This window comes from Microbaculum marinum (genome assembly GCF_037855135.1).
Lineage (GTDB): Bacteria > Pseudomonadota > Alphaproteobacteria > Rhizobiales > Tepidamorphaceae > Microbaculum > Microbaculum marinum.
The window spans coordinates 384,615-410,076 of record NZ_JAZHOF010000005.1 but is presented as its reverse complement, the minus strand read 5'-3'; the positions used below and the strand labels follow the sequence as shown (position 1 = coordinate 410,076).

18 protein-coding genes and 1 pseudogene are annotated in these 25,462 nt (G+C 67.5%); 3 read left to right on the top strand and 16 right to left on the bottom strand.

What is annotated here, in order from left to right; translation table 11 throughout:
- Positions 1-11 precede the first annotated feature (11 nt).
- The 7 genes and pseudogenes from miaB to V3328_RS14595 all read right to left on the bottom strand — a co-directional run bounded on the left by miaB (position 12) and on the right by V3328_RS14595 (position 5,485).
- Positions 12-1,403 (bottom strand): tRNA (N6-isopentenyl adenosine(37)-C2)-methylthiotransferase MiaB, encoded by a 1,392-nt coding sequence (miaB, locus tag V3328_RS14620; protein ID WP_340330411.1) that lies wholly within the window; start codon positions 1,401-1,403, stop codon positions 12-14.
- Between the two features lie 127 nt (positions 1,404-1,530).
- Positions 1,531-2,421, bottom strand: coding sequence for a lyso-ornithine lipid O-acyltransferase (gene olsA, locus V3328_RS14615; protein WP_340330410.1), 891 nt, complete (start codon positions 2,419-2,421; stop codon positions 1,531-1,533).
- A gap of 15 nt (positions 2,422-2,436) precedes the next feature.
- Positions 2,437-2,865 (bottom strand): Fur family transcriptional regulator, encoded by a 429-nt coding sequence (locus V3328_RS14610; protein ID WP_340330409.1) that lies wholly within the window; start codon positions 2,863-2,865, stop codon positions 2,437-2,439.
- Positions 2,866-2,955: 90 nt separating this feature from the next.
- A complete protein-coding gene (locus tag V3328_RS14605; protein WP_340330408.1) occupies positions 2,956-3,447 on the bottom strand; it encodes a GNAT family N-acetyltransferase in 492 nt (163 codons plus the stop codon).
- 190 nt (positions 3,448-3,637) lie between these two features.
- A pseudogene (gene tsaB / locus V3328_RS26585) lies at positions 3,638-4,126 on the bottom strand (tRNA (adenosine(37)-N6)-threonylcarbamoyltransferase complex dimerization subunit type 1 TsaB); the annotation flags it as partial.
- Between the two features lie 133 nt (positions 4,127-4,259).
- Positions 4,260-4,820: a NifU family protein gene (locus V3328_RS14600; RefSeq protein WP_340330407.1), complete on the bottom strand. Its 561-nt coding sequence runs from the start codon at positions 4,818-4,820 to the stop codon at positions 4,260-4,262.
- A 170-nt stretch (positions 4,821-4,990) separates the two neighbouring features.
- Complete coding sequence (locus V3328_RS14595; protein WP_340330406.1) at positions 4,991-5,485, bottom strand: universal stress protein; 495 nt, start codon at positions 5,483-5,485, stop codon at positions 4,991-4,993.
- 305 nt (positions 5,486-5,790) lie between these two features.
- On the opposite strand from V3328_RS14595, the gene V3328_RS14590 reads away from it, so the two are divergent.
- On the top strand, positions 5,791-6,840 hold the full coding sequence (locus tag V3328_RS14590) for a PQQ-dependent sugar dehydrogenase (RefSeq protein ID WP_340330405.1): 1,050 nt from the start codon (positions 5,791-5,793) through the stop codon (positions 6,838-6,840).
- Positions 6,841-6,987: 147 nt separating this feature from the next.
- Positions 6,988-8,913, top strand: coding sequence for an NHL repeat-containing protein (locus V3328_RS14585; protein ID WP_340330404.1), 1,926 nt, complete (start codon positions 6,988-6,990; stop codon positions 8,911-8,913).
- 112 nt (positions 8,914-9,025) lie between these two features.
- Here the strand turns inward: V3328_RS14585 and trpS are convergent, their stop codons facing one another.
- The 4 genes from trpS to mutS all read right to left on the bottom strand — a co-directional run bounded on the left by trpS (position 9,026) and on the right by mutS (position 17,371).
- A complete protein-coding gene (gene trpS / locus V3328_RS14580; protein WP_340330403.1) occupies positions 9,026-10,072 on the bottom strand; it encodes a tryptophan--tRNA ligase in 1,047 nt (348 codons plus the stop codon).
- Positions 10,073-10,151: 79 nt separating this feature from the next.
- Positions 10,152-11,723 carry a murein biosynthesis integral membrane protein MurJ gene (gene murJ, locus V3328_RS14575; protein ID WP_340330402.1) on the bottom strand — a complete coding sequence of 524 codons (1,572 nt, stop codon included), beginning with the start codon at positions 11,721-11,723 and terminating at the stop codon, positions 10,152-10,154.
- A gap of 90 nt (positions 11,724-11,813) precedes the next feature.
- Positions 11,814-14,585, bottom strand: a complete 2,772-nt coding sequence (locus V3328_RS14570; RefSeq protein ID WP_340330401.1) for a [protein-PII] uridylyltransferase — start codon at positions 14,583-14,585, stop codon at positions 11,814-11,816.
- Complete coding sequence (gene mutS, locus V3328_RS14565) at positions 14,582-17,371, bottom strand: DNA mismatch repair protein MutS (protein ID WP_422732924.1); 2,790 nt, start codon at positions 17,369-17,371, stop codon at positions 14,582-14,584. The genes V3328_RS14570 and mutS overlap by 4 nt, the downstream gene beginning before the upstream one ends.
- A gap of 238 nt (positions 17,372-17,609) precedes the next feature.
- Here mutS and V3328_RS14560 point away from each other — a divergent pair, with 238 nt between their 5' ends.
- Positions 17,610-19,892, top strand: a complete 2,283-nt coding sequence (locus tag V3328_RS14560) for an NADP-dependent malic enzyme (protein ID WP_340330400.1) — start codon at positions 17,610-17,612, stop codon at positions 19,890-19,892.
- 129 nt (positions 19,893-20,021) lie between these two features.
- Here V3328_RS14560 and olsB read toward each other — a convergent pair whose 3' ends face one another.
- From olsB to V3328_RS14535, 5 genes are all read right to left on the bottom strand, one after another.
- On the bottom strand, positions 20,022-20,972 hold the full coding sequence (olsB, locus tag V3328_RS14555; RefSeq protein ID WP_340330399.1) for a l-ornithine N(alpha)-acyltransferase: 951 nt from the start codon (positions 20,970-20,972) through the stop codon (positions 20,022-20,024).
- 385 nt (positions 20,973-21,357) lie between these two features.
- Complete coding sequence (locus V3328_RS14550; RefSeq protein WP_340330398.1) at positions 21,358-22,890, bottom strand: YifB family Mg chelatase-like AAA ATPase; 1,533 nt, start codon at positions 22,888-22,890, stop codon at positions 21,358-21,360.
- A gap of 131 nt (positions 22,891-23,021) precedes the next feature.
- Entirely contained in the window at positions 23,022-23,480 is a 459-nt protein-coding gene (locus V3328_RS14545) for an ion channel (protein WP_340330397.1), read from the bottom strand.
- A 42-nt stretch (positions 23,481-23,522) separates the two neighbouring features.
- Positions 23,523-24,110 (bottom strand): HdeD family acid-resistance protein, encoded by a 588-nt coding sequence (locus V3328_RS14540; RefSeq protein WP_340330396.1) that lies wholly within the window; start codon positions 24,108-24,110, stop codon positions 23,523-23,525.
- Between the two features lie 120 nt (positions 24,111-24,230).
- The gene (locus tag V3328_RS14535) at positions 24,231-25,415 is read right to left on the bottom strand and encodes a cytochrome P450 (protein WP_340330395.1); all 1,185 of its coding nucleotides are present in this window, start codon (positions 25,413-25,415) and stop codon (positions 24,231-24,233) included.
- Positions 25,416-25,462: the final 47 nt, after the last annotated feature.

The following is a 25,462-nucleotide window of genomic DNA, read 5'->3' as shown; positions in this document are numbered from 1 at the left end:
CGGCGCGTCCGTCAAGACACCGCCTCCATCCTGGCAAGGGCGTCGTCCCCCCGCACAGCGGTCATTTCGCCGAACAGGCTGTTGGGTCCGGCCGAGGTGATGCGGACCCCCACGATTTCTCCGCGCAGGTGCGCGGGGGCATCGACGTTGACCGATTGCAGGTAGGGCGATCGGCCGACGAGCTGTCCGGGCTTGCGGCCGGGCTTTTCGAGAAGCACGTCGAAGCTCCGTCCGACGGTCGCCGAGTTGAACGCACGCTGCCCGTCCTCGATCACCGCCTGAAGGGCGGCGAGGCGCGCCTTCATCACGGCTTCGGGGACCTGGGCTCCGAGACCTGCCGCCGGCGTTCCGGGCCGTGGACTGTACTTGAACGAAAAGGCGTGGGCGTAGCCGACTTCTCGGACGATCCGCAGGGTGTCCTCGAAATCTGCGTCGGTCTCGCCGGGAAACCCGACGATAAAGTCGCCCGACATCGCGATGTTGGGGCGGGCCTCGCGAATGCGGTCAATCAGGCCGAGATAGTCGTCGCGCGTGTGTCGACGGTTCATCGCCGCAAGGATACGATCCGACCCCGACTGCACCGGCAGGTGCAGGTAGGGCATCAACTCGGGAATGTCCCGGTGGGCCGCGATCAGCGCGTCGTCCATGTCGCGGGGATGGCTCGTCGTGTAGCGGATGCGTTCGAGACCGTCGATGGCCGCGAGGGCCCTGATCAGATCGGCCAGGCCATACTCGCGTCCCGCCCGATCCTCGCCGTGATAGGCGTTGACGTTCTGTCCGAGCAGCGTCACCTCGCGCATGCCCGCCTCCGCCAGTGCGCTCGCCTCCGCGAGGATCGCCTCGACGGGGCGGGACACTTCGGCGCCGCGGGTGTAGGGCACCACGCAGAAAGTGCAGAACTTGTCGCAGCCTTCCTGGATGGTCAGGAAGGCTGTCGGACCGGCCTTCCGCAACCTTCCCGTCGTGACGCCGGGCAGATGGTCGAACTTGTCCTCGACCGGAAACTCGGTCTCGACCACTGATCCCTGTTGGGCGCGGCGCAGGATATCCGGCAGCCGGTGATAGCTCTGCGGCCCCACCACCAGATCGACGGCGGGGGCACGCCGGACGATCTCCTCGCCCTCCGCCTGCGCGACGCACCCGGCGACACCGATCAGCGTCTGCTTGCCATCACTGCGGCGGGCTTCCTTGACGGCGCGAATGCGACCGATCTCCGAGTAGACCTTCTCGGCGGCCTTCTCGCGGATGTGGCAGGTATTGAGGATGACCAGATCGGCTTCGTCGAGCCGCTCGGTCGTCTCGTAGCCCTCCCCGGCCAGCGCATCTACCATGCGGCCGGAATCGTAGACGTTCATCTGGCAGCCGAACGTCTTGACGAAAAGCTTCTTGAGGGAAGCCGTCATGCCTGAGCGTGGAACCTGTTCAAAGTCGATGCCGGTTTCATTCGCGTCCAAACACGTTGCGCCGGATGCATTGCGCGCTCGTGAGTCCCGCAATGGTTGCGCGCCGGCGGGCGATATTGCGCCTTCCTTACCCTGTTTCGGCGCGCGCGGGAAGTGTCGCGGACAGGTGTCCCGCCGCTGCATCCGCCACTCCCCATGTGGCGCCGCGGCCGGCCAGCGTCTTCTGCGCCATGCCGCGTACGGAGCGTTCGGCCGCGACGGCGACGGATTTGCGGCCGGCGGAATCGACCAGCGCGATCGGTTCCCCGAACGCGACGGTAACATCGATCGACCCGGCTTGCAGCAGCCGCCAGAGATGAGGTCCAAGATCGATGTCGCCATGCCAGGCGACGATCGGTCGATGCTGTCGACCCATCGGAAGCCCGTTGAGCCGCGTGTAGATCAGCGCCACAGGCTGTACGTGGATGGCAGCGGAGCATTCGCGGCCGGCCGGCTTGCCGTCGTCGTCCTCCAGGCGGGCCAGTTCGTGGGCCGCCCCTAGAAGGGCGGATCGGAACGGCAGAACCCGATTTCCGTCGCTCGAGGTGCCTTCGGCAAACAGCACCATCACGTCGCCTGCGGCGAGCCGGCCGGCAATGGCGTTGTTGACGTGCCTGGTCCGGGTGCGGCGACTGCGGTCGACGAAGACCGAACGCTGCAGTTTCGCCAGCCAGCCGAAGACGGGCCAGGTCGCGACTTCGCTCTTGGCGATGAAGGACAGGGGTGCGATCGAGGCAAGCACGTTGATGTCGAGCCACGAAACGTGATTGGCGGCGATCAGCAGCGGCCGCGCCGGCGACATCTTCCCTTCGACGGTCAGCCTCACCCCGAGCATCCGGCACACGAACCTGTGCCACCAGACCGGAAGCGTCCTGGCCGCCGACGCGCCGGTGGCCAGGAAGATCATCTGCAGCACCATCAGCGGCGGCGTGACGACGCCGATGACGAGAAGGATGAAGACGGCGCGGAGTGTTCCCATGGGCGGATCCCGGTCTCAGCGTTCGTCGTCGCCGAGCGGGACGCCGAACAGCTCGAGCCGATGGTCGACCAGCCTGAAGCCGTACTTGCGGGCGATCGCCTCCTGCAGGCGTTCGATCTCCTCGTCCCGGAACTCGATGACCTTGCCGCTCTTCACGTCGATGAGGTGGTCGTGATGGGTCTCCGGCACCTGTTCATAGCGCGACCGGCCATCGCCGAATTCGAGACGGGTGACGATTCCGGCGTCTTCCAACAGCTTTACGGTGCGATACACCGTGGAGATGGAGATCTTGGGATCGATCGCCGAAGCGCGCTTGTACAGCTCTTCGACATCGGGGTGGTCGACGGCCTGCGACAGAACGCGTGCGATCACGCGGCGCTGCTCCGTCATCCGCATGCCGCGCGTCTGGCACTGGTCTTCGATGAAGGTGGATTCGTCCGTCATCTCTTCTCGCGAGTCTGCGAGCCCCCTCCAATCTAGTCCGACACACGCAGAATCGGAACCTCGTCGCATCGGCCGCGAGACGGCCGGCACCTACAGCCGGCACGCCATGCGCAGCGCGTCGACCGCGGCACCGTTTCGTCCCGCCGGTCGCCGGTAATAGCCGGATCGACGGCCGATCTCAACGAATCCGGCCCGGCGATAGAGGGCGAAGGCGGCGGCATTGTCCACCGCGACTTCGAGAAACGCCGATTCGGCGCCCCGCCGCACGGCCTCGGCAAGTCCTTCGGAAAGCAGCAAAGCTCCGATACCGCGATTGCGGGCGGCGCTCTCGACGGCAATGGTCAGGACTTCCGCTTCGCCAGCAACCGCCCGTAGCAGCGAGACTGCCAGGAGCCGGTCCGAGGCAATCGCGCACAGGGCGATGACGGTCGAATCGGCGATGAAGCCGGACCACGCCGCTTCGTTCCAGGGATCGTCCATCGTTTCGGCGTGCAGCGCGGCGGCGGCGCGCGCCTGTTCGGCCTGCATCGGGGCGATCATGCCTGCCCGCAGGAGGCCGGGGGCGCCCGGCATGTCGCTCATCTTCGCGCCAGCCTCGCACCGTCCTGCGGCTTGGCGTCCGGCGGCCGCAGGTAGAGCGGCTTCGGTGCGGACCCCGCCGGGCGCGTCGCGGCGATGCGCGCGATCGCCAGCGGATCGGGCGCGGAATCCGCGCCCCCCCCCCCAGGACCGCAATCTCGCGGCCGTGAGTGGCGGCGGCCGCGGCAACGGCCTCGGCCGCCGATCCGAATACCGCGTCGACTTCGACCGGCAGGCGAATCAGGAGGGATTCCAGGCCGATCACCATCGGTTCGCTCAGCGCCCCGCCGGCGCCGAACACCTGCGCGTAGACTTCTTCGCGCCGGGCATCCACCGCAACGAGCAGAGGACCGGCAAGAGCATCCGCTCGCGCGCGGGCCGTTTCGGCAAGACCTTCGAGAGTCGTTACGGCAATGGCCGGTTTGCCCGTCACCAGCGACAGTCCGCGCACCGCGGCAACACCGACGCGCACGCCGGTGAAGGTTCCCGGCCCGACCGTCACGGCGAATCGGTCGATGTCGCCGTAGCTTACCCCCGCTTCGCCGAGCACCCGGTCGAGCATAGGCATCAGCGCTTCCGCATGGCCCCGCGCCATTGCCTCGCTGACGGCGGTGGAACGGTCATCCTGGAGGATCCCGACGGAACAGGCCGACAGCGCCGTATCGACGGCAAGGATTGTCATGGCTCGGCCAATGCCCCGGAACTGACACGCGCAAGATCGCAGTGCCGTCTATTCGGCTTTTGCGTCCGATGGAAGACCGGAACGCCGATCCGGACGGCGTTCCGGTGCGGCCCGGGCCGACCCGTGCAGCCGGTCAGACCGGACGGACTTCCTGAACGTCGGGCACGAAATGCCGCAGCAGGTTCTCGATTCCGTGTTTCAGGGTCGCCGTCGAACTCGGACACCCCGAGCAGGCGCCGCGCATGTGCAGGAACACCACGCCTTCACGGTAGCCCTGGAACACGATGTCGCCGCCGTCATGGGCGACGGCCGGGCGAACCCGGGTGTCGATCAGTTCCTTGATGGTCGCAACGGTCGGCGCGTCGGCTTCGTCGAAGAATTCGCTGCCGGCCTCCTCCGTCGAAAGATCGTTCCCGGCAAGCAGCGGCTCGCCGGACATGTAGTGCTCCATGATGGCGCCGAGAATTGCCGGCTTGAGATGCTGCCATTCGCCGTCTTCCTTGGTCACGGCGATGAAGTCGGCACCGTAGAAGACGCCGCTGACGCCCTGCACGCCGAACAGGCGGCGGGCAAGCGGAGATGCCGCGGCATCTTCCGGAGTCCGGATGTCCAGTGTATCGCCCGGGAGCACCGGCCGGCCGGGAATGAACTTGAGGGTAGCCGGATTCGGCGTCGCTTCGGTCTGGATGAACATGTCTGACCCTTTCAGGCATCGGGCCCTTCGCTGCGGCTCCGATGTTGGAATTCCGTATCGCGGGCGCGGCCCGTCTGCAGCCCAATATAGGGCGGCAGACCAGCGAATTGTACTCGGATCAGAGGATTTCTACCATCCAGTAGGCCGTTTGCCGCCGAATGGACCTCGTATCAGGAAACCGCCTGGATTTCCTCGTCGGACAGCGATCCGGGCACGATCGTGATCGGGACGGGGAAGTCTCCCGCCGCCCGCGCGGCGATCGAACTGACGAGCGGGCCCGGCCCCTCCTTGCCGGTTCCGGCAGCCAGTGCGAGGACCGCGATGTCCTCGTCCTCGTTGATCAGGTTACGCACCTCTTCGGCCGCGTTTCCCTCGCGAATCACCAGTTCCGGCTCGACATCCGCCCACTTGCGGGCCTTCTCGGCGAATTCGCCCAGCACCCTGCGCGCCTCGTCCTGGGCCTCGGCGCGCATGATGTTCTCGACGCCGAGCCAGTGCTGGAAATCGCCGGGCTCCATCACGAACAGCATGACGAGCTTGCCGCCGGTATTCTGCGCCCGCCGGCTGGCGAAATAGACGGCCCGGTCGCATTCCGGCGATTCGTCGATGACAACCAGGAACTTTCTCCGATGACCGGGCTCGCCGCTGCGTCGCATGCTGATCATGTACCTCCGCCCACGGGCGGCATGCTGCCATCGCCGGCCTGACGCGGCAAGCAGGCACCTGCGAGGGCGCACTGCCTCTGATCGTCGCCCCCGGGTTGATCCGGTCGCGGAAATGTTTCCGTATGGAAGTGCATCGACACCACGCTTGCGGGAGGTACGCCATGGCATGGTACTGCGGGAGGAGGGCGTACGGCACGCGTCGAACGTCTTTGGCAGCGGCCGCCGCCATTGCGCTTCTCTGCATTCCGCATCACGCTGCCGCGCAGGACCTTCAGGCGATACGGGTCGGTACGTTCGAACGACCGGTGTCCGTCACGGGCGCGCCGGGATTTAGGAAGCTCGTGTTCGTCGTCGAGCAGGGCGGCACGATTCGCGTCCTGCGCAAAGAGACGCCGCTCGATCGCCCGTTCCTCAACATAAGCAAGCGGGTCCTCGGGCCGCCCGACGACGACGCCGGCAACGAGCAGGGGCTGTTGTCGATGGCATTCGCCCCGGACTACGGCAGGTCCGGCCGGTTCTACGTCGCCTATACCTCGCGGACCGGCGACCTCGAGATCGAGGAATTCCGGCGATCGGCCCGGTCCGGCAGGCGCGCCGACCGTTCAAGCCGAAGGCACATCCTGACCGTCCCGCACCGCGATGCGCCCAACCACAACGGCGGCCATCTGCAGTTCGGCCCGGACGGCTATCTCTACATCTCGACAGGCGACGGCGGCGGAACCGGCGATCCCAGGGACAACGCAAGACGCACCGACCGGCTGCTCGGCAAGATCCTGCGGATCGATCCGACGCCCGGCAGGAAGCGGCCCTACCGGATTCCGCGATCCAATCCGTTTCGCGGCAAACCCGGCCTCGACGAAATCTACGCCTACGGTCTGCGCAATCCCTGGCGGTTTTCCCTGCACGGCAACAAGATCTTCGTCGCCGACGTCGGCCAGGCCCGGTGGGAAGAGATCAATTCGCTGAGGAGGGTGCGGGCCGCGGGGGCAAACTTCGGCTGGCCCCAGTACGAGGGAAAGGCGGTGTTCGACGCGGACCGTCCCGGCGCCGACCCGGTGACATTTCCCGCACTCGTCTACAGCCACGACGACGGAGGCTGCTCGGTCACCGGAGGCTATGTCGTCACCGATCCGACGCTTCCGGATCTCGCCGGCCGCTATCTGTATGCGGACTTCTGCCTCGGCGAACTTCGCAGCTTCATCCCCCGCCGAGGCGCCCGGGATGACAAGCCGGTCGGGCTGACAGTGGCCTTCCCTACCTCCTTCGGCATCGGACCGAAGGGACGCGTCTACGTCGCCCAGGTCGATGGCGCGGTTTTGCGGCTCGCACCCGTGGATGGCGATGCGTCCGACTGACGTCCCCGTCACGCGACGTTAACGGTGCCGTTCTAGCGTTCGTGCAATGGAGGCGACGCTGCGTTAGGGTCCGATCCGTCCAACTGCAAACAGACCAACAGGTGGGATATGCGCAACTTGCGAATCCGTCGAACGAACAACTGCCGCATGTCGGCCCTGGCGGCGATGGCGGTCGCCGGCGCGCTGACGGCGACACCCGCATTTGCTGCCGAACAGGCCGGCCGGGTCGTCAGCGCAGGAGCTTCCGTGCAGGGAGCGCGCGTCCTGCTCTATCAGGCCGGCGACGGCAGTTCGGATGCGATGCTGCTTGGCCGCGACAGGACGAATGCGGCCGGTACTTTCTCGATCAGCCATGACGCGCCGGATGGCGCCCTCCTGTACCTGGTGTCGGAGGGCGGGGCGACGGCCTTCGGCGTCAAGGGCAAGCCAAGGGGCCCGATCCGGTTTGCGACCGTCCTGGGAACCAACGGTGGACCGGGACCGGTCACGATCAACGAATACACCACCATTGCCACGGCCTATGCCTTCAACCAGTTCCTCAACGGCCGCAGGATTGCCGGGGTGGCGCCGGGACCCAAGAACGCCTTCGCGATGATGGGCAATATGGTCGACATCGAGACGGGCGAGATGGGTGAGGTACTTGCCACCGCTCCGAACGGGTCCGAGACCCAGACCATGGGCGAATTCAACTCGCTGGCGAATTTGCTGGCGACCTGTGCCCGATCGGTCGGCCCGGCCCGCTGCGACAAGTTGTTCAAGCTCGCCACTCCCCCCGGCGCCAGGACGCCTTCCAACACCTTGCAGGCGGTCCACAACATCGCCCGCAATCCGGGCCACCGGCGCGGCAAGCTGTTCAAGCTGTCGGAGAAGGTCGACTTCTATCAGCCGACGATGCCCGGGGCGCCCAAGACCTGGACCCTCGCGCTGCGCTTCGTCGGCAATGGCATGGAACTCGACGGGCCCGGCAATTTCGCCTTCGACGCCGACGGCAACGCCTGGGTCGGCAACAACTACGTCTACACGGAAAGCCCGTTCGACACCGCCTGCGGCGGTCAGCAGTTGCTGCGCTTCGACCCGTCCGGCAAGGATTATCCCGGTGCGCCCTACGAGGGCGGCGGCCTCTACGGCGTCGGCTACGGAACCATCATCGACAGGGACAACAAGGTCTGGGTGTCGAACTTCGGATTTCAGGGCAAGGGTTGCGAGGAAAAGCAGCGCGACAGGAGCCTGTCGAAGTTCAACCTGGACGGCGAGCCCTTGTCGCCTGACAGGAAAGGCTTCACCAACGGCGACATCCTGCGGCCGCAGGGTATGGCGTCGGATCAGGCAGGAAACGTCTGGACGGCCAGTTGCGGCAACGACTCCCTGGTGGTCTATCCCGGCGGCGAACCGAGCCTCGCCGAGAATTATTCGGACATCGGCATCCGCAAGCCGTTCGACGTGACGACCGATTCGGCCGGCAACGTCTGGACGGCCGGAAACCGCAACAACCGCATCGCCAAGCTCGATTCCGACGGCAACCTGCTGTTCCTGTCCGAGCGCCGGGCCGGCGGCCTGAAGCGGCCGATGGGCGTGGTGGCCGACGCCGAGGGCAACGTCTGGGTGGCAAATTCGGGCGCCGTCGTCATTCCCTGCTATGTCGGCGAAAGCCTCAACGCGCCGAACAAGGCGGACGCATCGGTCATCATGTTCGGACCTGACGGATCGGTGAAGGGGTCGTTCACCGGCGGCGGCGTGGTCGTACCCTGGGGCATCTCCCTGGACGGCGACAACAACGTCTGGGTTTCGAATTTCGGTGGCCAGAGACTGTCGCATTTCTGCGGCCCGAATCCGGATACATGCCCGGCCGGCAAGACGACCGGCGACCCGATCTCGCCTAAGTCGGGCTACGCCTTCGATGGCCTGACCCGCAACACCGTTGCCCAGGTCGACCCCTCCGGCAACGTCTGGGTCACCAACAACTGGCTGCTGGAACCGATCCAGACCAATCCCGGCGGCAAGCAGATCGTGATCTTCGTGGGCATGGGGGCGCCGACCAAGGCACCCGTCATAGGTCCGCCCCAGCGGCCCTGATGTCCCCGGACGGAAACGTCCGCGGCGCGCTCCGGAACCGGGTCCTCGATCCGGTTCCGGTCGCCTCGGCGGGCGGCAGGACTCATCTCAAGCGGGATGAGCCCAAGGATGATCAGCGCAGGAAGCCGATGATGTCCTTGACGTTCCGCATCACCGGGCCCGCGATATCGCGGGCCTGGCCCGCACCGCGCTCCAGAACCGAATCGATATAGCCCGGGTCGTCCCTCAGGCGGCGCATCTCTGAGGCGATCGGCGCCAGTTTGGCGACCGACAGGTCGGCCAGGGCCGTCTTGAACGTGGAAAACTGCGCACCGCCGAACTCGGCCAGGACGTCGGCCTTGGACCTGTCGGCCAGTGCCGCATAGATACCGACCAGATTGGCGGCCTCCGGCCGCGGCTCGAGACCGTCTTCCTCGCCGGGCAGCGGCTCCGGATCGGTCTTCGCCTTGCGGATCTTCTGGGCGATCGTGTCGGCGTCGTCGGTCAGGTTGATCCGCGAATAGTCGGAGGGATCGGACTTCGACATCTTCTTGGTTCCGTCGCGCAGGCTCATTACCCGGGTCGCCGGGCCCTGGATCAGCGGTTCCGGCAGCGGGAAGAACTCGTCTTCGCCGCTGACCCGCCGGATCGAGTCCGCAAAGTCGGTATTGAACTTCTGGGCGATGTCGCGCGCCAGCTCGAGATGCTGCTTCTGGTCCTCGCCGACGGGCACGTGGGTGGCGCGGTAGACCAGGATGTCCGCCGCCATCAGGTTCGGATAGGCGAACAGGCCCACCGACGCGTTCTCGCGATGCTTGCCGGCCTTCTCCTTGAACTGGGTCATCCGGTTCAGCCAGCCCATGCGGGCGACGCAGTTGAACACCCAGGCGAGCTCCGCGTGCTCGGCCACCTGGCTCTGGTTGAAGACGATGTGCTTCTCCGGATCGATCCCGGAGGCGATGAACGCGGCGGTGACCTCCCGGGTGCTCTTGGTCAGTTCCTCGGGCCCGCCCCACACCGACACGGCCTGCGTGATGGCGTGCATGTCGACCACGCAATAGATGCAGTCATAGTCGTCCTGCAGGGCAACGAACCGGGTGATTGCGCCCAGATAGTTGCCAAGGTGCAGGTTGCCTGTCGGCTGGACGCCTGAGAACACGCGCTGCGGGAACGCCGTCATGTCGCTTCCTGTCTCGTGAAGGCCGGTCTCGTGCAAAGCCGGAAATGCCGGCGCCTTATGGCCGATAGGGTCGCGGGATTCAAGCGGCGGGGGACTTCGGACGCGAAAACGCCCGGACGACCTCCTTGCGGGTCATGACGCCGAGGAAGAACGCGGCCACTCCGTATGTGAGGATGCCGGCCATCACCAGCGCGGCAAGGACCGCCACATTGGCGAATTCGCGGGAAGGGCCGGTGTAGGGAGCCAGCAGCCAGTTGCCCAGTATCAGCACCGCGGACATGATCGCAGAGGCGATGATCGCCTTCACCCCCCGCACCCTGAGCCGCTGATCCGGCACGAAATTGCCGTCGCGCCAGAGGCGATGCGCCAGCAGGCCGGCAAACAGCCAGCCGGCGATGCTGGTCGCCAGCGCGATGCCGACCTGCTTCAGGAACGGAAACATGGCCAGCGAAAGGACGATATTGGTCGCCGCGTTGGCGCCGGCGTACCACATCGGGGTGCGGGTATCCTCGCGGGCGAAGAACGCCGGTGAGAACACCTTGGCCAGCACGAAGGCGGGAAGACCTACGGCGTAGGCGGCGAGGGCGCCGGCCGTGGCGTAGGTGTCGGTTTCGTCGAACGCGCCACGTTCGAACAGGCCGCGCATGATCGGCGCGGAAATCACCGCGAGCGCGCAGGCCGCCGGCAGCGTCAGCGCGATGGTGAACTCGAACGCGCGGTTCTGCGCCTGATGCACGCCCTCGTGGTCGCCGGCGCGCAGGCGCCGTGCCAGTTCCGGCAACAGCACGATGCCGATAGCCGTTCCGACGATCCCGAGGGGGAGCTGGTAGACGCGATCCGCATAGTAAAGATAAGCCACCGCGCCGGCCTGCATCGAGGCGATGATGGTCCCCACCATGATGTTGATCTGGGTGATACCACCGGTGACCACCGCCGGTATGCCGAGCGCCAGCAGCCTCCGCACCCCCGGCGTCATCCTCGGCCGCACGAACGCAAGCCCCATTCCGGCGTGGCGACAGGCAAGCAGCAGGATGAGAAGCTGCACGATACCCGCGACGAAGACGCCCCAGGCAAGCCAGATGCCCGCCCGCGGCGTCCCCTCGAGCCCGAAGAAGGCGATGGCGAGCAGCACGGCGATCAGGATCAGATTGAGGAACGCCGAGGAAAATGCCGCGACCGCGAACCGTCCCAGCGCATTGAGGACGCCCGACAGCAGCGCCACCACCGACACGAACAGCAGATAGGGAAAGCAGATTCGCGTCAGCAGGACCGTGAGGTCGAACTTGGCCGGGTCCTCGGTGAATCCGGGTGCCAGTATCCAGGTGAGAGGCACGGTCGCGATTTCCGCGAACGCCGTGAGCAGCAGCAGTACGAACACCAGGCCCGACAGCGCCTCCTCGGCGAATCGGCGGGCCGTTTTCGCGCCGTCGCCTTCCAGCGACTTGGCGAACAGCGGCACGAACGCCGAATTGAAGGCGCCTTCGGCGAAGATCCGACGGAACATGTTGGGAAACCGGAACGCCACGAGGAATGCGTCGGCCACAGGGCCCGCCCCCAGCCCTGCCGCCATCAGCACGTCCCGCACGAAGCCGAGCACGCGGCTGGTCGCCGTGCCGCTGGATACGGTCGCAAAGTGCTTGAGCAGGGACATGCGTGGTTCCGTCAGGATGAGACCGGTCCGGGCCCGGCGAAGCGACGGAACCTATCCCAAAGGGACGGGTGCGTCACCGATGTGCCGTCGTCACGCCGCCGCCTCCTTCTGCTGCGGCGTGAAGACCTGCAGCAGGTGCCGGCGGATCGCCGCCTGCCGGTTGGCGTTGGTGATCTTCTGTCCGGTCAGGTCCGTCACGTAGAACACGTCCACGGCGCGCTCGCCGAAGGTCGCGATATGCGCCGAGGCAATGTTGAGATTGAGGCGGGCGAGCACCCCCGTCAGCTCGTGCAGCAGGCCGGTCCGGTCGAGGCCGGAGACCTCTATTACCGTATAGCGGTTCGACCAGGTGTTGTTGACGAGGACATCCGGCTCGACCGAGAAGGCGCGGATCCGGCGCCCCCTGGTGGCGCGCTGGCCGACCAGGTCGCCGATCCGGATCTGGCCTTTCAGCGCTTCTTCGATCAGGTGACCGATGCGCGCCGCCCGGCGCCGTTCGTCCTCGTCCTGGGGCAGTTCGCGCGACACGAAGATCGTGTCCAGGGCCGATCCGTCGCTGGTTGTGAAGATCTGCGCGTCGACGATGTTCGCCCCGGCCGCCGCGCAGGCGCCGGCAATGATCGACAGGAGCCGCGGATGGTCGGGGGCGAAGACCGTGATTTCGGTGATGTCTCGGAATTCGTCCGTGCTGATCTTGGTCGCCAGCTTGCGGTTTCCTCCGCTCAGTTCCCGCAGGAACCGGGCATGCTCGATCTGGCGGCGAAGATCGGTACGCACCCAGTAGGCGGGATAGTGACGCTCGCAGTACGCGTCGAACTCCGCCTGCGACCAGTCCGACAGCTCCTCGCGGAGATCCTTGCGCGCCGCCTCGATGCGCAACTTGCGCTGCGCCTGGCTGTGTCCGCCGGCCAGGATCGGCTCGGTCTCGAAGTAGAGCGTGCGCAACAGCTGGCCCTTCCAGCCGTTCCAGACACCCGGCCCGACGGCGCGGATGTCGGCGACGGTCAGGATCAGCAGCAGTTTCAGCCGCTCCAGGCTCTGCACAGTGGCGGCGAAGTCCTCGATGGTCTTGCGGTCGGCGAGATCGCGCGACTGGGCGATCATGCTCATGTCGAGATGATGCTCGATGAGCCAGGCGACGGTCTCGGTATCCGCCGGTGAAAAGCCCAGCCGCGGGGCAAGCCGGCGGGCCACCCGGGCACCGGCGATGGAGTGATCCTCGGGCCGGCCCTTGGCGATGTCGTGCAGGAAAAGCGCCAGATAGAGCACGTCGCGGTTCTGGATCGTATGGATGATCTCGTCGGCCAGCGGGTGGTCGTCGCCAAGGCGGCCGTGTTCGATGTCGGCCAGCAGGCCGATCGCCCGCAGCAGGTGCTCGTCGACGGTGTAGTGGTGGTACATGTTGAACTGCACCAGCGCGACGACCTTGCCGAAGTCGGGAATGAAGCGGCCGAGCACGCCGGCCTCGTTCATGCCCCTCAGCACCACCTCCGGGTCGTTCTTGGAGGTCAGGATCTTCATGAAGAGATCGTTGGCCTCCCGGTTCTCCCGCAGCCGCCCGTCGATCAGCTTGAGGGAGCGGCGGGCAAGTTTCAGCGCGTCCGGATGGAACGGCAGGTTGTACTTGTCGGCCAGGTGGAACAGCCGGATCAGGTTGACCGGATCGCGCTTGAAGGCGAGGTCGTCGGCGACGTTGACCCGGTCGGCCTCGATGACGAAATCGTCGCTCTCGGACAGCAGGCCGGGGCGGCGGCGGCGGAATCGCTGCATGAACCGGGACAGCACCTGCGTCTGCTTGGCGTGCTGGACCTCCAGCGCGTTGCAGAAGATGCGGGTGAGGTCGCCGACGTCCTTGGCGACGAGGAAGTAGTGCTTCATGAAGCGCTCGACATCGCGGATGCCCGGATGCGGCAGGTAGTTGAGACGCCGCGCCATGTCGCGCTGCAGGTCGAATGTGAGGCGTTCCTCGGCGCGGCCGGTCAGGAAGTGCAGGTGGCAGCGCACCGCCCACAGGTAGTCCTCGCACTTGTGGAAGAGGCGCGCCTCGGACCTGTCGAAGACGCCGGCGGCGACCAGATCCTCGCCGGAACCTGCATGATAGAAATATTTGCCGATCCAGAACAACGTATGCAGGTCGCGCAGACCGCCCTTGCCGTCCTTGACGTTCGGCTCGACCAGATACCGCGACTCGCCCGAGCGCTTGTGGCGGGCGTCGCGCTCGGCGAGCTTCGCCTCGATAAACTCGGGGCCGGTGCCGGCGACGACGTCGGAATCAAATCGCGCGGCCAATTCGTCGAAGAGCGGGCGGTCGCCGCAAATCCAGCGCGCGTCGAGAACCGAGGTGCGGATCGTCATGTCGGATTTCGAAAGCCGCACGCAGTCGTCCACCGATCGCACGGCATGGCCGACCTTCAGCTCCATGTCCCAGAGCGTATAGAGGATCTGCTCGATTACACTCTCGCTCCAGGCCGTCTTCTTGTAGGGCAGCACGAACAGCAGATCGACATCGGAGCCCGGCGCCATGGTGCCGCGGCCGTATCCGCCTGTAGCGATCACCGACAGCCGTTCGGAGGACGTCTGGTTGACGATTGGGTAGAGGCTGGTCGTCGTGAAGATGAACACGGCCTGGATGATCGCGTCCTGCAGCGCGGCGATACGGCGCGCGCACGCCAGGCCGCGTCCGTCTTCGGACAGCCACCCCTCGATGGTCTTCAGGGCATCGGTGCGCACCGTCTTGAGATGCGCGAGCATGGCGGCGCGGCCGTCGCCACCGGTCCCATGCCTGTCGTGGAGGTCGCTCAGCTCGGCGGCGAGCGTTCCGGCTTCGACGATTTCGGAGAGCTGTCGGTGCGGACGGTTCATCTCTGTTCCCGGCCGCCGGCAGGATCGGCGGCCTGATTCGCGGCGAGGGCCTTCAGTTCATATAGCAGTTCCAGCGCCTGCAGGGGCGTCAGGTCATCCGGGGTCACGGCGGCGAGCCGCTCGGCCAGGACGGACGGCGAACCCGCTGCGGCCGCCGGAGCGGCGGCCCGGCGGACGTGACTGGCAAACAGCGGCAGGTCGTCGACGATGCCGGCGGCGCCGGCGTTGCGGTCGGTTTCCTCCAGTTTATGCAGTACCTCGCGCGCCCGCGACACGACGGCTGCGGGCAGCCCGGCGAGCTTGGCGACCTGGACGCCGTAGGAGCGATCCGCCGCGCCCGGCACGACCTCGTGCAGGAAGACGACGTCGCCCTTCCATTCCTTCACCCGGACGGTGGCGTTGGACAGCCGCGCCTGGGTTTCCGACAGGGCGGTAAGTTCGTGAAAATGTGTGGCGAACAACGACCGACAGCGATTGACATCGTGCAGGTGCTCGATCGTCGCCCAGGCGATCGACAGGCCGTCGAAGGTCGCGGTGCCGCGGCCGATCTCGTCGAGGATGACCAGCGAGCGCGGCCCCGCCTGGTTCAGGATCGCCGCCGTCTCGACCATCTCGACCATGAAGGTCGAGCGGCCGCGGGCGAGGTCGTCGGCGGCGCCGACCCGCGAGAACAGCCTGTCAACGATGCCGATGCGGGCGCTCTCGGCCGGCACGAAGGAGCCGGCCTGGGCCAGCACCGCGATCAGTGCGTTCTGGCGCAGGAAGGTCGACTTGCCGGCCATGTTCGGCCCCGTCACGAGCAGGATCCGGCCACCGTCCGCCTCGCTGCCGTCGCCCGGCTGCGGCGGCGACAGGTCGCAGTCATTGGCCACGAAGGGCCCGTCGCCCGCGCCGGCAAGCGCCTGCTCGACGACGGCGTGCCGGCCGCCGTGGATGTCGAAGGCGAGGTCGTCGCTCATCACCGGGCGCACGTAGTCCCGCGACACGGCGAGTTCGGCGAAGCCGGCATGCACGTCCAGTTCGCCGAGCGCGGCGGAGGCGGCATCCAGCGCCTCGCCGTCGGCGACGACCCTGGCGACGAGCGCGTCGAAGATCTCCATCTCCAGGGCCAGCGCCCGCTCGGCGGCGGTCGCGATCCGCCCTTCCAGGTCGGCCAGTTCCCCCGTGGAGAACCGCATCTGGCTGGCCAGCGTCTGGCGGTGGAAGAACGTCTGCGAGTTCGGTTCGGCGGTCAGCTTGCCGGCATGCTGGGCGGTGACCTCGACGAAATAGCCGAGCACGTTGTTGTGGCGGATCTTCAGCGACCTGACGCCCGTGTCGTCCTGGTACTTCGCCTGCAGGCCGGCAACGATCTTGCGGCTCTCGTCGCGCAGATCGCGGGCCTGGTCGAGTTCGGCGGCGAAACCCGCCTTCACGAAGCCGCCGTCGCGACGCAGGTGCGGCGGCGCATCGACGAGCGCGGCGGCGAGCTCCGCGTGGACCGCCCGTTGCGGGGCCCGCAGACGGCCGGCGATGTCGGCGAGCCGGTCCGGCCCCTCCGCGTCCGGCACCTCGCCGAGATGGCCGGCCAGCGCGTGAGCCGCCGCGATGCCGTCGCGAATCGCGGCGAGATCCCGCGGTCCGCCACGCCCCACAGCGATGCGGGCGCGCGAGCGGGCCATGTCCGGCGCCGATCGCAGCACCTCGCGCACCGTCCTGCGCAGGGCCGCGTTGTCGACGAGCCAGGCGACCGCCTCGTGCCGCGCGGCGATCCGCGCGTGGTCGGTCAGCGGCGAGGCGAGCCTGCGGGTCAGTTCGCGCCCGCCGGCGGCCGTCACCGTCCGGTCGACCGCCGCCGCGAGGCTGCCGCGCCTGTCTCCAGACAGGGTCGTTACCAGCTCCAGGTTGGCTCGCGTCGCCGGGTCGATCGCCATCACCGCGCCGCGCGTCTCCCGGATCGGCGGGCTCAGCGGCGGCCGGCCGCCGACCTGCGTGCGGTCGACATAGGAAACCACCGCACCCGCCGCCGCCGTCTCGGCGCGGGTGAGCGGTCCGAACCCGTCGAGGGTGGCGACCGAGAAGTAGTCGCGCAGCCGACGCTCCGCGGAGGTCGAATCGAACACCGCCGGCGGCAGCGGCGTCACGGCCGCGCGCGTCTCGCGGAGAAGGTTGCGCAGTGCGGGATCGTCGTAGAGAGCATCGGAAACGAGCAGCTCGCCCGGCTCGACGCGGGCGATCAGCGCGGGCAGCTCGAGGCGGGCGGCCTCGGCGACTCCGAATTCGCCGGTCGAGATGTCGGCCCAAGCGAGCGCGAACCCGTCGTCGCCGGCCGCCTTCGTGCGGGCCAGCGCGGCCAGGAAGTTATTGCGCCGGGAGTCGAGCAGGTTGTCTTCGGTCAGCGTGCCGGGTGTCACCAGCCTGACGACGTCGCGCCGCACCACCGACTTGGAGCCGCGCTTGCGCGCCTCGGCGGGGTCCTCGAGCTGCTCGCACACGGCGACCCGGTGGCCGAGCGCGATCAGCCTCTGCAGGTAGTCGTCGGCGGCGTGGACGGGGACGCCGCACATCGGGATGTCGTCGCCGAGATGCTTGCCGCGCGTCGTCAGGGTTATCCCAAGCGCCCGGCTGGCGGTCTCGGCGTCCTCGAAGAACAGTTCGTAGAAATCACCCATCCGGTAGAACAGCAGGCAGTCCGGATTGGCCGTCTTGATCTCCAGGAACTGCCGCATCATCGGGGTCACGCGCGGATCCGATTCGGCCACGTGACTGTCGGCGGTCGCTGTGATTTCGGCGGCTCGGGCGGTCATTGCCGGACCCTAGCAGAACGTCGCGCAGGTTTCACCGCTGCCGCGCTTATCCCCAAGGATCCGTGCCGCTTCCCTGCCCGGACAGGAGACGCGGCCCGTGGCGGGGACACGGCGTCCGGAGCAGAACAGTTTACCCCGTTGATTGCCTTGAGCGCGTCCAAGGCGCTCTGTAAGGTCCGAAGCCCGCCGGGGACGACCCGTCAAAAGGCGGCGCGACAACTGGGGAGACGCTTTGCAGATGGCATCCGATTCCAAGAACCCGGGCCGCCGTCCCACCTTTACCGATCAGGAAGCCCTGCAGTTTCACCAGCAGGGCCGGCCGGGCAAGCTGGAGATCACGCCGACCAAGCCGATGGCGACCCAGCGCGACCTGTCGCTGGCCTATTCGCCGGGCGTGGCGGTGCCGGTGCGCGCCATCGCCGAGGACCCAAGCCGCGCGTTCGACTACACCGCCCGCGGCAATCTCGTTGCGGTGATCTCGAACGGCACGGCGATCCTGGGGCTCGGCAATCTCGGCGCGCTCGCCTCCAAGCCGGTGATGGAGGGCAAGGCCGTCCTGTTCAAGCGCTTCGCCGACGTCGATGCGATCGACCTCGAGGTCGATACGCTCGACGTCGACGAATTCATCAATTGCGTGAAGCCGCTGGCGCCGTCGTTCGGCGGCATCAATCTGGAGGACATCCGCGCGCCCGACTGCTTCATCATCGAGCAGCGCCTGCGCGAGCTGATGGACATTCCCGTCTTCCACGACGACCAGCACGGCACCGCGATCATCGCGCTGGCAGGCCTGATCAACGCGCTCGACATCACCGGCCGCGACATCAAGAGCACGAAGCTCGTGTGCAACGGCGCCGGTTCCGCGGGCATCGCCTGCGTCGAGCTGATCAAGGCGATGGGCTTTCCCCACGACAACGTCATCCTCTGCGACACCAAGGGGGCGATCTACAAGGGCCGCGAGGACGGCATGAACCAGTGGAAATCCGCCCACGCCGCCGAGACGGACGCGCGCAGCCTGGCCGACGCGATGCGCGGCGCCGACGTCGTGTTCGGGCTGTCGGCAAAGGGCGCGTTCACGCCGGAGATGATCGCCTCTATGGCAGACCAGCCGATCATCTTCGCCATGGCCAATCCCGACCCGGAGATCACTCCGGAGGAAGTCGCCGAGATCCGCGAGGACGCGATCGTCGCCACCGGGCGTTCGGACTATCCCAACCAGATCAACAACGTGCTCGGCTTCCCGTACATCTTCCGCGGCGCCCTCGACGTCCGGGCGACGACGATCAACGAAGACATGAAGATCGCGGCTGCGCAGGCGCTCGCCGACCTCGCCCGCGAGGACGTGCCCGACCAGGTGGCGGCCGCCTATCGCGGCAGCCGGCCCAGGTACGGGTCCGACTACATCATCCCGGTCCCTTTCGATCCCCGCCTGATCAGCGCCATCCCGTCCGCCGTCGCCGCCGCGGCGATGGAGTCGGGCGTCGCACGCAAGCCGATCGTCGACATGGACGGATACAAGCAGGAGCTTTCGGCGCGGCGCGATCCGATCGCCGGCACCCTGCAGCGCATTCATTCGAAGATCCGCCGCTCGCCGAAGCGCGTGGTGTTCGCCGAAGGCGAGGAGGAGCAGGTTATCCGCGCCGCGTTCGCCTTCGCCAACGGCGGCCTCGGCATGCCGGTGCTGGTCGGCCGCGAGGAGCAGGTCCGCGAGACGATCAGCCAACTCGGCCTCGAGCTGCGCGACGACATCGAGATCGTCAACGCGCGGCTGTCACGGCGCAATTCCGACTACGCGGACTACCTGTATTCCCGCCTGCAGCGGCAGGGCTACCTGTTCCGCGACTGCCAGCGCATGGTCAATACCGACCGCAACACCTTCGGCGCCTGCATGGTGGCAACCGGCGACGCCGACGCGATGGTGACCGGGGTCACGCGGAACTATTCGATCGCGCTGGAGGAGGTGCGTCGGGTCATCGATCCCAAGCCCGGCCACCGGGTGATCGGCGCCTCGATCGCGCTGGCGCGCGGACGCACCGTGCTGATGGCGGACACCGCCATCCACGAGATGCCGACCGCGGTGGAGCTGGCGGCAATTGCCGAGGAGGCTGCCGGCGTTGCCCGCCGGCTCGGCTACGAGCCCAGGGTCGCCCTGCTCGCCTATTCCACCTTCGGCCATCCTCCCTCGGAACGTTCGGAGCGCGTGCGCGAGGCGGTCAAGATCCTCGACAAGAAGCATGTCGACTTCGAATACGACGGGGAGATGTCCGCCGACGTCGCGCTCAACCGCGAGGCGATGGCGGCCTATCCGTTCTGCCGGCTGTCGGGCCCGGCGAACGTGCTGGTCATGCCGGCCATTCATTCGGCCTCGATCAGCACCAAGATGCTGCAGGAGCTCGGCGGCTCGACCGTGATCGGCCCGCTGCTGGTCGGCCTCGACAAGCCGGTCCAGATCGTCGGCCTCGGCGCCACCGATACCGACCTCGTCAACATGGCCTCCGTTGCCGCCTACAACATCAACGGGTGAGAACGCCGGTCGGCCCGCCAGCGCCGGCGAAACGCAGCGCAATTCGAGCGTCGAACGCCCGAGGCTCAATCCGAGGGCCGGGCAAGTCTGCGGCCCGGGCCCGGGACACGGCCCCCGGGAGGTGCTTGCCTAGGACAGCCGTTCGCGCGGCGCGCCGAAATGGCCGTAGTAGCGCGGGTTGATCGAGGAGACCGGCAGCACGATGCAGACGTCGGTGGTGCCGAACTGGTGGTCGACCACGGCACCCTCGCCGATATGGGCGCCGAGCCGGAGATAGCCCTTGATCAGCGGCGGCAGCATTCCGAGCGCCGAGCGCATGTCGATCTGGTCGGGGGCCATGCGATCCATCGGCACGTAGCGCGACGGCAGCGCGCGGACGCGCCATTCCTCGGGCGCGGCCGCATGATGGTGCAGGAACGAAAGCGGCAGCGCCAGCTTGCTCGGCTCGGTGCCTTCCAGGCTGGCGCAACCGATCATCACGTCGATCTCGTGGTGCTGGACGTACTGCCAGTTGCCGGACCACAGCAGCTCGACGGTGCGCTTGTTGCGATACTCCTTGAGGACGCAGGAGCGGCCGAGTTCGAGAAACCGCTTCGGCCGGTGCCGCTCGACGAGTTCGTTCACCTCGTACTCGCCGGCGGTGTAGAAGCCGCCGAACTGCTCGGCGACATCCTGGCGAAGCAGCCGATAGGTGCCGACCACGGCGGGCTTGGTGAGACGACGTCCAAGCCGGCGGAAGATGGTCGGATCGGGGTCGTGATCGATCACCAGGAGGTGGTCGCAGATCGCGTCGAAGCCGTCGATATCGCGGCGCCACAGCTTTCCGGTGGCGCCCGCCTGGGCCGACATTTCGCGGTAGAAGACCCGGTAGCGCAGCGCCTGGGCCAGCCGGACCTCGCGCGCATTGCGGGCGAGCCGCACCTCCAGCGAGCCGATGCGCTTCAGCGGATCGGGCAGCGGCGGCCTGCTGGCAGGAAGCGGGGAAAGCCCCCCGTCCGGCCCCGCAATGCCCGAGAACGGTCCAAGCGGAACGAACCGCCGCACGAGTCGCGTCGGCCGGAATCGATCGGTCAGTCGCATCTGGTTCTTTTGCCGCATCATGGCTGATAGACGGCTCGTCTCCCCCTCGCGGCCGGTCGCTCGGCCGACGGTGTCCGCGCCTGGACCGTCAGCCTACCCGCCCGCGACCTTAGAATCATAGTTCGCAGACAGTTCTGTGACAATTGCGAACGTAGCGGCCCCCGCAACCGGTTTGTCGTGCGGGCCGAAATCCTGAATTCGCCGGAGGGGCCGGATTGGCCTCGGATCCCGCACGTTTGCCGGCGTTCCGGACAGCACAGCTCATCGCTTCGCCGGTGCGCCGTGGCCGCAGGGACTGAGAATAGTGTGTGCCGTCGAGGCGGCCGCAACGGCGGGAGCCCCCGTGACGTGCCACGAGGCCTGCCCGGTGCCGGCGGCGAATCAGTCAGGCTGCCGCCAGCAGCCCCGATCCCGCCGCCCGCATGCTGACCGCCTCGCCGATATGGATCCGGCCGACGGCATCGGCGCCGTCGAGATCGGCGAGCGTGCGGGCGACCCGAAGCACCCGGTGAAAGCCGCGGGCCGACAGGCCGAGGGTATCGGAGGCGTCGCGCAGCAGCGCCATGCCAGAGGCGTCCGGCCGCGCCACCTCCTCGAGCCGGCTCGCCGGGCACTCCGCGTTGCAGCGTACGCCGTCGAGCCCGAGCGCTGCATAGCGTTCGGTCTGCACCTGGCGCGCCGCCGCGACCCTTTCTGCAACCTCGGCGCTGCCTTCGGCCGGCGGCGGCAGGATGAGGTCGGCCGCCGTGACGGCCGGCACCTCGAGGCGGATATCGATACGGTCGAGCAGCGGGCCGGAGATGCGGGCCTGGTAGTCGGCCGCGCAGCGGGGTCCGCGGCGGCAGGAGTGGCCCGGCTCGCCGGCCATGCCGCATCGGCAGGGGTTCATGGCCGCTATCAGCTGGAACCGGGAAGGATAGGTGACCCGGTGCATCGCCCGGGCGATCACCGTCTCCCCGGATTCAAGCGGCTGGCGCAGCGAATCCAGGACCTGCGGCGTGAACTCCGGCAGTTCGTCGAGAAACAGCACGCCGTTGTGGGCCAGCGACACCTCGCCCGGACGGGCGCGCGGTCCGCCGCCGACCATGGCCGCCATCGAGGCGGAATGATGCGGCGCGCGGAACGGCCGTTCGGCCGACAGCCGGCCGCCGCTCAGCACGCCGGCGATCGACTGGATCATCGAGATCTCCAGAAGCTCGGCCGGGCTCAGCCTGGGCAGGATGCCGGACAGACGCTGCGCCAGCATCGACTTGCCGGCGCCGGGCGGCCCGATGAGCAGGAGATTGTGGCTGCCCGCCGCGGCGATCTCCAGCGCCCGCTTGGCCGTCTCCTGTCCGCGGATCTCGGCGAGGTCCAGCCTGATCCCTTCGACCTGGCGCACGGCCGGCTTCGGCCGCGACAGCACCTGCGTGCCCTTGAAATGGTTGGCGATCTGGATCAGGTCGGCCGGCGCCAGCAGCTCCATGGCGGGGCTCGCCCATGCCGCCTCCGGGCCGCACTCGGCGGGACAGATCAGTCCGAGGTCCATCGAGTTGGCGCCGATCGCGGCGGGCAGCACCCCGTTTACCGGCGTAATGCGCCCGTCGAGCGCCAGTTCGCCGAGGACGCTCCAGCCGGCCAGCGCATCGGCGGGAAGCGCGCCGATCACCGCCATCAGGCCGACCGCGATCGGCAGATCGTAGTGGCTGCCCTCCTTCGGCAGGTCGGCAGGGGCGAGATTGACGGTGATGCGCTTGGGCGGCAGCGACAATCCGACCGCCGTCAGCGCGGCGCGGACCCGTTCGCGGCTCTCGGCGACGGCCTTGTCGGGCAGCCCGACGATGAAGAAGTTCGGCAGTCCCGGTGCGATCTGCACCTGCACGTCGACCCGGCGCGCCTCGATGCCGACGAATGCAACCGTGGTGACGCGAGCGACCATGCCGTCCCCCTCCTGCCCCTCGAGGCCTTGCGAGCTCTGACGCAACGTCAAGTTTAGGCCAAGGCCGGGGTGCAATCAAGAACAAATTGGGAACATTGGCCAAGGTTCCCGGCGCGGCACCGGGAGCGGTATCAGGTGGCCCGATCCGGATCGACGCGCTGGATCTGCCGGTCCAGTTCCTTGTAGCTGACCGACAGCACCTGAAACAGGACGGCCGTGGACCAGCCGAACAGCAGGACGCCGTTCATCGCCGTCATCGGGCCGATCACCTCCCACTGCGGTTCCGGCAGGACGTTGCCGTATCCCAGCGTCGTGTAGTTCACGAAGGCGAAGGCGAACTGGTCGGCGGTCGCCGGCGCCACGCCGAGCAGCCGATAGAGCTGGCTCCACACCCACACCTCGAGGATGTGGGCGGCCATCAGCACGGCCACCGAGGTGACCATGATGACGACCAGGCGCACCATGGCGCTGCGGTGGAACGCGGTGACGATCCTGCTTGCCAGGGCCCGCACCAGTGCGGACATCGCGGCAGCGTGGATCGCGATGTTGAGCAGGCTGACGGAGGCGCCGGCGACGAGGGCGTCGAACATGACCGTCCCGTATCCGGCAGCCTCCCCGCGGCCGCGCGCTGCTCAGCCGGGCAGCTTGTTGGCGGCCAGCGCCGTCATCGTCAGCGCGATGCCGGCGAACAGCAGGTTGATGCCGACCAAGAGGCCGATCGCCCAGGCGGCGGTTCCCGGCAGGCCCGCGAAGATCAGCACGGCGAGGACGATGTCGATGACGCCGGAGAGGATCAGCCAGATCCAGCTCGACGCCGTCGCCTTGCGGAACTCGACCGCCGCGATGATCTGGAAGATCCCCTCGATGAAGAACAGGATGATCAGCGCGTAGGTCAGCGTCAGCACGCCTTCCAAGGGATTCGCGACGATGACGAAGCCGAGGATGATCGCCAGGATGCCGATGACGATCGACCACCAGAAGCCCGGGGCGCGACGGGAACTGAACGTCGCGACGAGGCGGACGACGCCGCCGATGATGAACAGCCAGCCGACGAAGATCGCCGAGGCCAGCGTGGCGACCCACGGCAGCAGGATCGCCGCGGCGCCCAGGATGATCATGATGACGCCCTGGATCAGGAACCAGGTGCGGTGTTCGTGAATGGCGGCACGCGTCCTGTCGACCATTGCGGATTGCGACGACGCGGTGGTGTTCGGTTCCATCGATTGGCCTCCCCAGAATTGAACAGGCCGGACAGTCTCACGGGTTTGCCCCAGCGTCCAGTCAGAACGCGACGTCGCGGCACCCGATCCGCCCGGCGGACCGGCGTCCGGATCGCCGGGTCACGCCAGGCGGACATGCAGCGACGTGGGGGCTCGAAACTCCCAGCCGCGAAAGACGGGCGGCTGCGATCCGTCCAGGTGGATCTCGCTGGTGTTCTCCAAGAGCACCCGAAGCGCGACCTCGATCTGCGCGTTCGCAAACCACTTGCCGGCGCAGAAATGCGGTCCGAAGCCGAAGGAGGCGTGTCCGCCTTCGTCGCGATGGATGTCGAAGCGGTCGGGATCGGCGAACCTCGCCTCGTCGCGGCTGGCCGAAGCCACAACGGCGGCGATCGTCTGCCCCTTCGGCACGGTCACGCCGCCCAGTTCGGTGTCGCGTGTCGGCACGCGGATCTGCGTGCCGATCGGCGCCATCCAGCGGATACCCTCCTGGATCGCCTTGGGCAGCATCCGTTCCATGTCGGCACGCACCTCGTCGAGCTGGTCCGGATTGTCGAGCAGCGCGATCAGCGTCGAGCCGCCGCCGTGGCCGGGCTCCTGCATGCCGCCGAGCAGCGTCACGAGGATCGACGGCATGATGAACTCGCGTGCCCGCACCTCGCCGTCGGACATCCCGTGGTGCATCATGTGGGCGATCGGCGACCCGTCGCTTTCCCGCGCGAGCCGCGTCAGGATCGGATCCAGGGTCTCCTCGATCTCGGCCCGGGTCGCGGCACAGACGGCGGCGCGATCGGGGTCGCGCTCGAAATTGATCGCCCCCTGGGCGAGGCCCTGGAACCAGCGGCGCAGCGTCGGCACGTCGGCATCCATCACGCCGAACGAGCGGGCGAGGCTGAGCACCGAGATCGGCTCGAAATACTCCGCCATCAGGTCGGTGGAGCCGTTCGACCCGATCTTCGCGACGAGGTCCTCGGCGACCGGACGCACAAGCGCGTCGATGTAGCCTGCAACCTTGCGCGGCAGGTAGTGCGGCGCGATGCCGTCGCGGAGGGCTTTGTGCACGTCGCCGTCGACATGGATGATCGCCGGCATGCCGAAGGCCACGCACACCGGCGCGTTGGGGTCCTCGGCGGAGTACAGGTCCGGATCCTTGCCGATTGCCGCAACGTCGTCCCAGCGGGTGGCGAGCCAGGAATTGACCGCCGGGACGAAGGCCACCGGCGCCTCGCGCCTGAGCCGCGCATAGACCGGATAGGGGTCGGTCTCGAGTTGCTCGACGGTTATCGAGTCCAGAAAGGATCCCATGTCCGATTGCGCCCCTGTCGCGTCCTGCTGCCGGGATCGCCAGATCC

What these genes read in the sequence shown, in the direction of transcription:
- V3328_RS14600 (WP_340330407.1), bottom strand. Translation starts at nt 4,820, where the DNA reads ATGTTCATCCAGACCGAAGCGACGCCGAATCCGGCTACCCTCAAGTTC.
- murJ (WP_340330402.1), bottom strand. Translation starts at nt 11,723, where the DNA reads ATGTCCCTGCTCAAGCACTTTGCGACCGTATCCAGCGGCACGGCGACC.
- mutS (WP_422732924.1), bottom strand. Translation starts at nt 17,371, where the DNA reads ATGACCGCCCGAGCCGCCGAAATCACAGCGACCGCCGACAGTCACGTG.
- olsB (WP_340330399.1), bottom strand. Translation starts at nt 20,972, where the DNA reads ATGCGACTGACCGATCGATTCCGGCCGACGCGACTCGTGCGGCGGTTC.
- V3328_RS14540 (WP_340330396.1), bottom strand. Translation starts at nt 24,110, where the DNA reads ATGGAACCGAACACCACCGCGTCGTCGCAATCCGCAATGGTCGACAGG.
- V3328_RS14535 (WP_340330395.1), bottom strand. Translation starts at nt 25,415, where the DNA reads ATGGGATCCTTTCTGGACTCGATAACCGTCGAGCAACTCGAGACCGAC.
- V3328_RS14585 (WP_340330404.1), top strand. Translation starts at nt 6,988, where the DNA reads ATGTCGGCCCTGGCGGCGATGGCGGTCGCCGGCGCGCTGACGGCGACA.
- V3328_RS14550 (WP_340330398.1), bottom strand. Translation starts at nt 22,890, where the DNA reads ATGGTCGCTCGCGTCACCACGGTTGCATTCGTCGGCATCGAGGCGCGC.
- V3328_RS14595 (WP_340330406.1), bottom strand. Translation starts at nt 5,485, where the DNA reads ATGATCAGCATGCGACGCAGCGGCGAGCCCGGTCATCGGAGAAAGTTC.
- trpS (WP_340330403.1), bottom strand. Translation starts at nt 10,072, where the DNA reads ATGACGGCGTTCCCGCAGCGCGTGTTCTCAGGCGTCCAGCCGACAGGC.
- V3328_RS14610 (WP_340330409.1), bottom strand. Translation starts at nt 2,865, where the DNA reads ATGACGGACGAATCCACCTTCATCGAAGACCAGTGCCAGACGCGCGGC.
- V3328_RS14605 (WP_340330408.1), bottom strand. Translation starts at nt 3,447, where the DNA reads ATGAGCGACATGCCGGGCGCCCCCGGCCTCCTGCGGGCAGGCATGATC.
- V3328_RS14570 (WP_340330401.1), bottom strand. Translation starts at nt 14,585, where the DNA reads ATGAACCGTCCGCACCGACAGCTCTCCGAAATCGTCGAAGCCGGAACG.
- V3328_RS14545 (WP_340330397.1), bottom strand. Translation starts at nt 23,480, where the DNA reads ATGTTCGACGCCCTCGTCGCCGGCGCCTCCGTCAGCCTGCTCAACATC.
- V3328_RS14560 (WP_340330400.1), top strand. Translation starts at nt 17,610, where the DNA reads ATGGCATCCGATTCCAAGAACCCGGGCCGCCGTCCCACCTTTACCGAT.
- olsA (WP_340330410.1), bottom strand. Translation starts at nt 2,421, where the DNA reads ATGGGAACACTCCGCGCCGTCTTCATCCTTCTCGTCATCGGCGTCGTC.
- miaB (WP_340330411.1), bottom strand. Translation starts at nt 1,403, where the DNA reads ATGACGGCTTCCCTCAAGAAGCTTTTCGTCAAGACGTTCGGCTGCCAG.